Here is an 8,376-nt window from a genome sequence, read left to right as displayed (position 1 = left end):
GGGCCCCGGCTCGGTGCCGGGGCCCCCGCCCGTTCGCCGTCCCGTGCCACCGGGTGCCCGCGGGGCTCAGCCGCCGCTGCCGTAGGTGGTGTTCTCGCAGATGTTGTCGTCCGCCGAGCGGGCCTCCTCGGTGACCGAGGTCGGCAGCGGGGCCGGGACGGACGGGCCCGCGGAGGCGCCCGGAGCGGCGCTGCCCGCACCGCCGTTGGCGTCCGCGTAGTCCTTGCCGAGGACGACGCTGATGCCGGCCGCCGAGGTGGGGGCGAGGGTCGCGCCGGGGAACAGCTCCGCGACCTTCTCGGCGTTCGCCTTCTGGCCGGCGCCGTACTCGACCGTCGTGGTGAGCTTGTTGGTCGACTTCGCCTGGGTCACCTTGGCGACGGTGAACTGAGCCGCCTTCAGGGCGTCGCCCGCCTTGGCGCCGAGGCCGTTGACGGTCGTTCCGTTGTAGACCGAGACCTGGACCGGGGCCACCGGGGCGGTGCGCGCGGCGGTGCTCGGCGGGGCCTCCGGGGTGGCCGGGGGCTGGGTGGTGGCCGGCGCGTCGGGCTGCTGGCCGGTGGCGTCCTTGCCGTCCAGGGTGCGGTCGGCCCGGATGGCCTCCCAGAGCCGGTCCGCGTCCGGCTTCACCAGGTCCAGGTTGGCCTCGTTGTAGCGCCAGGGCGGGGTCACGAACTTGAGGTCGTGCAGGTCGATGTTCTTCAGCGACAGCGCGAAGGACATCAGCTTGTCGACGGTGTTCAGCCCCTCGTCGACCCGCAGCGACTTGGTGGCGGCGTCGGCGAGCGGGAGCAGGGTGGTGGGCTCCAGGCCCTTCTTCTTGACCGTGCTGATCATCGAGCTCATGAACGCCTGCTGACGCTTCATCCGGCCGATGTCCGAGCCGTCGCCGATGCCGTGCCGCAGCCGGACGTAGTCCAGGGCCTGCTGGCCCTCCACCTTCTGCAGACCCTTCTTCAGGACGAGCGAGCCCTTGGTGGGCAGCTTCTCGTTGAGGTCCCTCTGGTAGATCTCCTTGGGCAGGCACACCTCGACGCCCCCGACCGCCTTGGTCATCGCCGCGAAGCCCGAGAAGTCCACCACCATGGTGTGGTCGACCCGGATGCCGGTGAGCTTCTCCACCGTGTTCTGGGTGCAGGCCGGGTTGCCGTCCGCCGACTCGCCCACCGTGAACGCGGCGTTGAAGAGGACGTCCTTGCCCTTCTGCTCCTTGGTCCACTTCCCGTCCGGCTTCTTGCACGGCGGGATGGTGACCAGGGTGTTGCGCGGAATCGAGACGCCGATCGCGTTCTTGTGGTCCGCGTAGACGTGCAGCAGGATCGTGGTGTCCGAGCGGGCGCCCTCGGTGTCGCCGCCGCCCAGGTCGGAGTTGTTGCCGCCGCGGCTGTCGGAGCCGATGAGCAGGATGTTCACCGGCTTGTTGCCGTTGGCGTCGGCGGCGGCCTCCGGCGGGCGGTCCTTGCTGAGCGCGTCCGAGTCGATGGTCTTGATGTTGCCGTTGAGCTTGAAGTAGATCGCGCCGCCGGTCCCGGCTATCAGCACCAGGGCGCCGACCGCCGTCCAGCCGACGATCTTCTTGACGTTGCGCTCGGGCTTCCTGCCCCGGCCGCCCGACCTGCGGTGGCCGGTGCCGTTCTGCCCGCCGTCGCCGCCCTGCCCGCCCCGGCCGCCCTTGGCCTGCGCGGCCCGCCGGGCCTCGGCGCGGCCGCCGGGCCGGGGCGCGGGGACCGGGGCGGCCGTGCCGCTCCTCGTCCCGCTGGTGGAACCGGTGCCCGGGGAGGTGCGGGCGGAGCCGCTCCGGGCACCGGTGGAACCCGCCGAGCCGGTCGAGCCCTCCGGACGCGGCCTGGCCACGTTGGGCTGACTCCTGTCTCGGCGACCCGACATCCCCGCACCTCTCACGGCTGTGCCATCGAACGATCAGCGGCCAGGACGTCCCCCCTGGCGCCAGGTGGAGCATACAAGCCGACCGGAAACCGGCCACCGCCGCGCCCGGTACCGCCGTCCGGGGCACCCCCGTGCGCCCGGGGGCTCAGCCCCGCGAACGACGGGGACGGCGCACCGTCCGTTCGCCCTCCACCGGTTCGGCCAGTGCCCCGCCGTCGCCCACCAGCCGGGTCAGCGCCGCGACGAAGAGCGCCCGTTCGTCCTCCGGAAGCGAGTCCAGCACCTCCCGGTGCACCCGGTCGGCGATCGCGGTGCCCCGCTCGACGGCCCGCTCGCCCGCCTCGGTGACCCGGACGATCCGCGCCCGGCGGTCGGCCGCGGCCGGACGGCGCTCGGCCAGCCCCGCCTTCTCCAGTTCGTCGACGGTCACCACCATGGTGGTCTTGTCCAGGCCGGCCAGCTCGGCCAGCCGGATCTGGGTGCGCTCGGCCGCCATCGCGTGGAACAGCACGCCGTACGCGCGCGGGGTGATGCCCAGCTCGGTGAAGGCCGCCGCCATCCGGGTCGCCAGGGCGTGGCCGGCGTGGTCCAGCAGGCCGGACAGGTCGCGGATCGGGCGCACGGGCGGCGTGCGGCGGGTCGTCATGCGGTCGAGGTTAGCAACGGTCGTCCGGCGGCAGATGATCCCGTGCGGGACCGGTTCGGGCCGGCCGGACCCTACGGGATGCCCAGTTCGAACAGCGCGTACCCCGCGTACCAGCCGGCCGCCGCCGCCGGCACCGCGACCAGGGCGCCCAGGGTCGCCGGCCGCAGCCGGCGCAGCGCCACCGCAAGGCCGATGAACAGCGGGAACGCCGGCAACAGGTAGCGCGAGATGTTGCCGTAGATCTGGTTGCTGCCCAGTGCCATGAAGAGGGTCAGCAGCGTGTAGAGCACCAGGACCAGCGGCGGACGCAGCCGCAGCAGCAGCACCAGCAGCCCGGGCAGGGCGATCAGCAGGGCGACCGCGATGAGGTCGGGAGCCGGGTTGGACTGCCAGAACGTCCAGTGCCCGGTGACCGTGTCCACGGTGCTGCGGGCGGTGGAGGCGCCCCAGTCGAAGTAGCGGTTCCAGGCGCCGCGCTGGAGCTTGAAGTACCCGGTCCAGTCGCCCATCCGGTAGCCGACCCAGGCGACGTACCAGCACAGGCCCCACGGAGTGATCAGCATCGCGGTCAGCGGGCGGGCCACCCCGTCGGTGCGCCGGACCAGCGCCACCAGCGCGCTGATCGAGACCGCCGCGATCAGCGCCGCCGCGGTCGGCCGGTTGAGGCCGGCCACCAGGGCGAGCACCCCCGCGGTGAGCCAGCGGCGGGTCATCACGCAGTGGCAGGCCCAGGCCGAGAGGGCGACGAAGAGCGAGTCCGAGTAGACCGCCCACTCCACACCCGAGCCGGGGAACAGACCCCAGACCACCGCCGCGATCACACCGGCCCGGAAGCCGCCGAGCCGCTCGGCGACCGCGAAGATCCCGGCCGCGGCGACGAAGGAGGCGAGCACCGAGACGACGATGCCCGAGCCGTACGGGCCGAGCCCGGTGACCGCTCCGACCAGGCGCATCAGCCACGGGTAGAGCGGGAAGAACGCGGCCGAGTTCTCGTAGTAGGTGGCGATCCGGGCGCCGTGCAGCGGGACCAGCCGGGGGTCGTAGCCGCTCTCGGCGATCCGCTGGTACCAGATGCCGTCCCAGGTGCCGAGCACGTCCCACGGCCGGGCGCCGCCGCCGCGTCCGGGGTCCTTCCGCAGGAAGTCCTCGGTGTGCGAGAGCAGCAGCATGAAGACGGCGAACCCGGTCGCCTTGACCACCGCGTAGGCGCCGAGCGCCGGCGTGAAACGGTCCACCAGGGCACCGAACCGTGCCGGAAGGGGCAGCGCCGGGGCGGGCCGTCCGTCCCCGGGCCGCTCGTCCCGCGGGGCAGGGGCCGGGTCCGGGGAGCGCGGCGGGGACGCTCCCGGGCCACCGCCCGGGGACTCGGTGCTCGATGCCGCGCTCATCTGTTCTGGTGCTCCCGCGCCACTCGTGACCGGTGCGCCGGTCGACACCGCGGCGCCGGGTGAGCCTACGACACCGTGGCCACCGGGAACGCGGAGCCGGCCCGGCGGCCGCGGTGTCGGGTCGCGGACGGATCGGCCGGACGGCCGGGCCGGAAAAGCCGAGAGCCGCCGCCCCGCGCCCCAGGAGGGAAGCGCGGAAGCGGCGGCTCGCACCGACCGGCCGTGGATCAGCCCGCGTTGACGCAGGTGTTGCCGAACGCCGGGTTCAGGATGCCGATGATGTCGATCGTGTTGCCGCACAGGTTGACCGGGATGTGCACCGGGATCTGCAGCTGGTTGCCGGAGATGACACCGGGGGAACCGGCGGCAACGCCCTCCGCGCCGGAGCTGGCCATCGCGCTGCCGGCACCGGCGGCGACGATGCCGACCACAGCGGCGCCGACGGCGGCCGTCTTCTTGATGCTCATGAGAGCCTCCTGACTGTTCGACAGAGATGCACGGGGAGTGCGACATCTCCAACGAGACCCGGTCGAGCCGGTTGCGAGGGCACCCCCACTGTCACCCGTCCGGACGAACGGGCCCCGCCCGCCAGGCAATCGGGTGACGGCCGGGACCGACCGTTTCCCCCGGCCCACTGCCTCGTTCTCCAGTCGGAACACGCTCCACTCGCCCCGCTACGACGAGGAGATCCGCCGCCGGTCCGAACCCGTCCGGAATCCCTCCCGGTCGCGCGTCGACGCGAATTCTTCCCGGCCGTGCGGGAATTCTTCGCGACGCACGGTGCCGCGGCGGCCGCTCATCGCCCGAGCCATGGGCGACACGCGCCATCTGGGCCACCCGAGTGACAATCACGGCATTCCCAGAAGCCAACGGGCCAGGATTTCCCCTCGCCCGGCTCCCGACTCTTTCTTCCACAGACGGTCGGGCAGAAATCGGAGGAAGAACACATGCGTAACCTCAAGAAGGCCGCCGCCCTGTCCCTCGTCACCGCCGGCCTGGTGGTCGGCGCGGCGGGCGGCGCGGTCGCCAGCTCCGGCGCCGAGGGCGTCGCCGCCGGCTCCCCCGGCGTCATCTCCGGCAACCAGATCCAGGTCCCGGTGCACGTGCCGATCAACCTGTGCGGCAACAGCATCGACATCATCGGCCTGCTGAACCCGGCCTTCGGCAACACCTGCGTCAACGCCGGCTGAACCGGCGGCCGCCGCTCCGGCGGTCGCGGTCGCCCCACACCGTGCCGCACCCCGCCACCCGGCGGGGTGCGGCCCGTTCCACCCGTGTGTGATCTAGGAGATCAACCCCCATGCAGAACGTGAAGAAGGCCGCCGTCCTCTCCGCCGCCGCCGCCGGCCTGGTGCTGGGTGCGGCGGGCGGCGCCGTCGCCAGCTCCGGTGCGGAGGGCGTCGCCGCCGGCTCCCCCGGCGTCGTCTCCGGCAACCAGATCCAGGTCCCGGTGCACGTACCGGTCAACCTGTGCGGCAACTCCATCAACGTCATCGGCCTGCTGAACCCGGCGTTCGGCAACACCTGCATCAACGCGGACGCTCCCAAGCAGGAGGAGCACCACGTCGAGGAAGACTGCTGATCCCGATCGGCACGCGTTCCGCCCGTACTGCCCCCCGGCCCGCCGGCCGGGGGGCGGTTCGGCGTACCCGGGCCCGGTCCGGACGCCCGGGGACCCCCTCCCCCGAAGGTGATTGCGCATGATTTCGAAGAAGAGCGGGGCCGGTCTCGCCGCCGCCCTGGGCGCCGCGGTGCTGCTCGGCGGCGCGGGCGCGGGTACCGCGCACGCCGCCCCGGCCGGCGGCGGCGCCGCCCTGACCAAGACCGACCTCGCCCAGGCGCTCGGTGGCACCACCACCGGCCTCGGCTACGGCATCGCGCCGGTCAAGGACCTCCGGCTGGACCCGTGGGCCAACTCCTCGGCCGACGTGCTGAACAACGGGGCGACCATCCAGCCGGAGAACTCCGGTCTGGCGCCGATCGGCACCGACACCCTGACCGGCCCGCTCAGCGCCGGCGGCGGGCCGCGCGACCTGCCGCTCGTCGGCGGGCTGCTCGGCGCCCTGCCCGGCTGAGCCGCGGCAGGCACGCGCGAGCCCGGCACCCCCGTCCTGCGAGACGGGGTGCCGGGCTCGCGCACGGCCGGGGAGCGGCCCGCTAGAGCTGGGCCAGGCCCGCCACGCCGGTCTCCTGGACGACGCCGGTGGTGGTGGCGGTCGCGGTGGTGGCCAGGTTGCCCACCGAGTCGGTGACCGAGATCCGCTCGTCCTCGTTGCCCAGGGTCGCCTTGGCGCCGGGCACGGCCTGGACCGCGCCGGTCAGCAGCCGCGGGTCGATCTCGCCCACCTTGAGCCGGCCGTCGGCGAGCTGGCCGGTGCCGTCCTGGGCGAGCGCCAGCGGCTTGCCCAGGCCGATCCCGGGGGTGTCGGCGTGCAGCGGCGCGGCCGGCGCGTCCAGCAGCAGCTCGCCGAGGTCGGCGCCCTGGTCGAGCAGCGGCAGCGGCAGCTCGGCCTTGGCGGTCGGGCCGACCTTGCCGACTCCCAGGCCCGGCACGATGCGCTCCGGGATCAGCGCGTCCCCGGTGGTGCGGGCGGGCTCCTGCGGCATCAGCAGCGAGGTCGGGATGCCGCCCGAGATCCGGCTGTCCAGCGGCGCCAGCGGGATGTCCAGCGGCACCTGCTGGGTGGCCAGCTGGTCCTGCAGCGCCCCGACCTGCTCCGGGCCCACCGGGGCCGCGGAGGCCGATCCCGGGGAGGCGAGGACGCCCGCACCGACCGCCAGCAGCATCGCGCCGGCCCGCTTGGAGAACTTCATGCTTTTCACCGTTCTGCCTGTCCGTACTGGAGATCCATGGGGAGACGGCTGCACGGGCGCAGCCGAAAGCAACGGGCTCAACGAGCGACCCCGATCCCGGATTGCGGCGGTTAACCGATTCGGGCTAATAATCCGACCGGCCGCCGTCGGCCGTCGCGCCTCCCGGACTCTTTTCGGAAATCCCCGTAACCTTCCGTGCCGTCATTCTTTGATCTGGACGTCAGTGACCGCAGACCGGGTCTGAGCGTTGTACGCGTTGTACGCACGGAAACCGCACGGAAACCCAAGAGCTTTTCAGAGAGGGATCTCCCCATGATCCAGAAGTCCTTCGCCGCCGCCGGCCTGGCCGCCGCCGCGCTGGCCGCCGCCGCGGCGCCGGCCTCGGCCATCGCCGACTCGGACGGCTCGGCCGGGTCGTTCCAGGGCAACGGCGGCACCAACTTCACCGGCACCGTCGGCGACCACAGCCCGAACTTCCACTTCCTGGACAACGCGAACATCTGCCTGCCGGAGATCCACAACATCGCCGTCGGCGTGGCCGGGGTGGCCGTGCCGATCGAGGTCCCGATCGCCAACAGCGGTGGCAAGCAGTACTGCACCCAGGGCCAGGGCACCCAGACCAAGGGCGACTCGGGCATCTCCCACCTGATCGGCTGACAGGCCTGTCCCGGCTGCGTCATCCCTCCCGAACCACCATTCGAATCGCTCCCCGATTCATCCCTGAGAGGAACACCGAAATGATCAAGAAGTCCCTCGCCGCCGCCGGTCTGGCCGCCGCCGCCATCGCGATGTCCGCCGGGTCCGCGGGCGCCATCGCCGACTCGGACGGCTCGGCCGTCTCGGTCCAGGGCAACGGCGGTACCAACCAGACCGGCACCCACGGCGACCACAGCCCGAACTTCCACACCCTCGACAACGCCAACATCTGCCTGCCGGAGATCCACAACGTGGCGGTCGGCGTCCTGGGCGTGGCCGTGCCGATCGAGGTTCCGGTCCTCAACAGCACCCCGAAGCAGATCTGCAACGTCGGCCAGAACACCCAGTCCTCGGGCGACGCGGGTGTCTCGCACCTGATCGGCTGATCCAGCCGCACGGCGCGACGGAGGGCCCGGGGACGTCTGGTCCCCGGGCCCTCCGGGCGTGCGGCAGCGGACGTCCGGCGGGCCGGCACCACGGGTGCGGGCCCGCCGGGTGACAGGCCGTCGGCGCGGCGCACGGGCGCGGCGGCGCACGGCACCGTGTGCTCCCGGGGCAGGGCGGACAGCCGGCACCGGAGCGGAGCACACGTCAGAGGCAGAGCGTCCGCACCGGACGCTCCGGAAGAGAGGGCAGATCCATGAAGAGCACGCTGGGCAAGATCACCCTGACCGCCGTCGGCGCCCTGGCGCTGGCCGGCCTCGCCGCCCCGGCGGCGTCCGCGCACGTCGGGGTGGCCGGCGGCGGTGCGTTCGTCGCCTCCGCCGACCCGGTGTTCGCAGCCGGCGAGTGGTTCGGCGTCGCCCACACCTCGCACATCGTCGCCGGTGCGCACGGCTGGGGCGCCGCCACCTCCACCGACCTGGTCGGCGGCGAGGAGGGCTTCGCCCACCTCGGCGGCTGGGAGTAGGACGCGCGGGAAGGCCGGGCCCCTCGTCGCGGAGG

The 8,376-nt window shown here is 73.1% G+C and carries 11 protein-coding genes; 6 read left to right on the top strand and 5 right to left on the bottom strand.

Annotated features, from left to right (window positions below):
• Positions 1–66: 66 nt before the first annotated feature.
• From ACFCX4_RS32075 to ACFCX4_RS32060, 4 genes are all read right to left on the bottom strand, one after another.
• A complete protein-coding gene (locus tag ACFCX4_RS32075; RefSeq protein ID WP_376150245.1) occupies positions 67–1,854 on the bottom strand; it encodes an LCP family protein in 1,788 nt (595 codons plus the stop codon).
• 178 nt (positions 1,855–2,032) lie between these two features.
• On the bottom strand, positions 2,033–2,533 hold the full coding sequence (locus tag ACFCX4_RS32070; protein ID WP_376150243.1) for a MarR family winged helix-turn-helix transcriptional regulator: 501 nt from the start codon (positions 2,531–2,533) through the stop codon (positions 2,033–2,035).
• 71 nt (positions 2,534–2,604) lie between these two features.
• Entirely contained in the window at positions 2,605–3,768 is a 1,164-nt protein-coding gene (locus ACFCX4_RS32065; protein WP_376150241.1) for a hypothetical protein, read from the bottom strand.
• A gap of 380 nt (positions 3,769–4,148) precedes the next feature.
• On the bottom strand, positions 4,149–4,388 hold the full coding sequence (locus ACFCX4_RS32060; RefSeq protein ID WP_376150239.1) for a chaplin: 240 nt from the start codon (positions 4,386–4,388) through the stop codon (positions 4,149–4,151).
• A 480-nt stretch (positions 4,389–4,868) separates the two neighbouring features.
• On the opposite strand from ACFCX4_RS32060, the gene ACFCX4_RS32055 reads away from it, so the two are divergent.
• The 3 genes from ACFCX4_RS32055 (at position 4,869) to ACFCX4_RS32045 (ending at position 5,996) form a co-directional block, all read left to right on the top strand.
• A complete protein-coding gene (locus ACFCX4_RS32055) occupies positions 4,869–5,111 on the top strand; it encodes a chaplin (protein ID WP_376150237.1) in 243 nt (80 codons plus the stop codon).
• 110 nt (positions 5,112–5,221) lie between these two features.
• Positions 5,222–5,503 carry a chaplin gene (locus tag ACFCX4_RS32050; RefSeq protein WP_376150235.1) on the top strand — a complete coding sequence of 94 codons (282 nt, stop codon included), beginning with the start codon at positions 5,222–5,224 and terminating at the stop codon, positions 5,501–5,503.
• Positions 5,504–5,621: 118 nt separating this feature from the next.
• Positions 5,622–5,996 (top strand): hypothetical protein, encoded by a 375-nt coding sequence (locus ACFCX4_RS32045; protein WP_376150233.1) that lies wholly within the window; start codon positions 5,622–5,624, stop codon positions 5,994–5,996.
• Between the two features lie 82 nt (positions 5,997–6,078).
• Here the strand turns inward: ACFCX4_RS32045 and ACFCX4_RS32040 are convergent, their stop codons facing one another.
• Positions 6,079–6,735 (bottom strand): hypothetical protein, encoded by a 657-nt coding sequence (locus ACFCX4_RS32040; protein WP_376150231.1) that lies wholly within the window; start codon positions 6,733–6,735, stop codon positions 6,079–6,081.
• A gap of 312 nt (positions 6,736–7,047) precedes the next feature.
• On the opposite strand from ACFCX4_RS32040, the gene ACFCX4_RS32035 reads away from it, so the two are divergent.
• From ACFCX4_RS32035 to ACFCX4_RS32025, 3 genes are all read left to right on the top strand, one after another.
• Positions 7,048–7,392, top strand: a complete 345-nt coding sequence (locus tag ACFCX4_RS32035; protein WP_376150229.1) for a rodlet layer protein — start codon at positions 7,048–7,050, stop codon at positions 7,390–7,392.
• An 80-nt stretch (positions 7,393–7,472) separates the two neighbouring features.
• Positions 7,473–7,817 (top strand): rodlet layer protein, encoded by a 345-nt coding sequence (locus ACFCX4_RS32030; protein ID WP_376150227.1) that lies wholly within the window; start codon positions 7,473–7,475, stop codon positions 7,815–7,817.
• A gap of 254 nt (positions 7,818–8,071) precedes the next feature.
• Positions 8,072–8,341 carry a hypothetical protein gene (locus ACFCX4_RS32025; protein WP_376150225.1) on the top strand — a complete coding sequence of 90 codons (270 nt, stop codon included), beginning with the start codon at positions 8,072–8,074 and terminating at the stop codon, positions 8,339–8,341.
• Positions 8,342–8,376: the final 35 nt, after the last annotated feature.

Origin of the sequence: Kitasatospora sp. NPDC056327 (genome assembly GCF_042261735.1) — a bacterium.
GTDB lineage: Bacteria > Actinomycetota > Actinomycetes > Streptomycetales > Streptomycetaceae > Kitasatospora.
The sequence above is the reverse complement of the archived record's forward strand: the minus strand, read 5'-3'. Positions and strand labels throughout refer to the sequence as shown.

Bases quoted from the DNA above. Each gene is read 5' to 3' on its own strand.
- ACFCX4_RS32070 (WP_376150243.1), bottom strand. From the start codon at position 2,533: ATGACGACCCGCCGCACGCCGCCCGTGCGCCCGATCCGCGACCTGTCC.
- ACFCX4_RS32060 (WP_376150239.1), bottom strand. From the start codon at position 4,388: ATGAGCATCAAGAAGACGGCCGCCGTCGGCGCCGCTGTGGTCGGCATC.
- ACFCX4_RS32055 (WP_376150237.1), top strand. From the start codon at position 4,869: ATGCGTAACCTCAAGAAGGCCGCCGCCCTGTCCCTCGTCACCGCCGGC.
- ACFCX4_RS32050 (WP_376150235.1), top strand. From the start codon at position 5,222: ATGCAGAACGTGAAGAAGGCCGCCGTCCTCTCCGCCGCCGCCGCCGGC.
- ACFCX4_RS32045 (WP_376150233.1), top strand. From the start codon at position 5,622: ATGATTTCGAAGAAGAGCGGGGCCGGTCTCGCCGCCGCCCTGGGCGCC.
- ACFCX4_RS32040 (WP_376150231.1), bottom strand. From the start codon at position 6,735: ATGAAGTTCTCCAAGCGGGCCGGCGCGATGCTGCTGGCGGTCGGTGCG.
- ACFCX4_RS32035 (WP_376150229.1), top strand. From the start codon at position 7,048: ATGATCCAGAAGTCCTTCGCCGCCGCCGGCCTGGCCGCCGCCGCGCTG.
- ACFCX4_RS32030 (WP_376150227.1), top strand. From the start codon at position 7,473: ATGATCAAGAAGTCCCTCGCCGCCGCCGGTCTGGCCGCCGCCGCCATC.
- ACFCX4_RS32025 (WP_376150225.1), top strand. From the start codon at position 8,072: ATGAAGAGCACGCTGGGCAAGATCACCCTGACCGCCGTCGGCGCCCTG.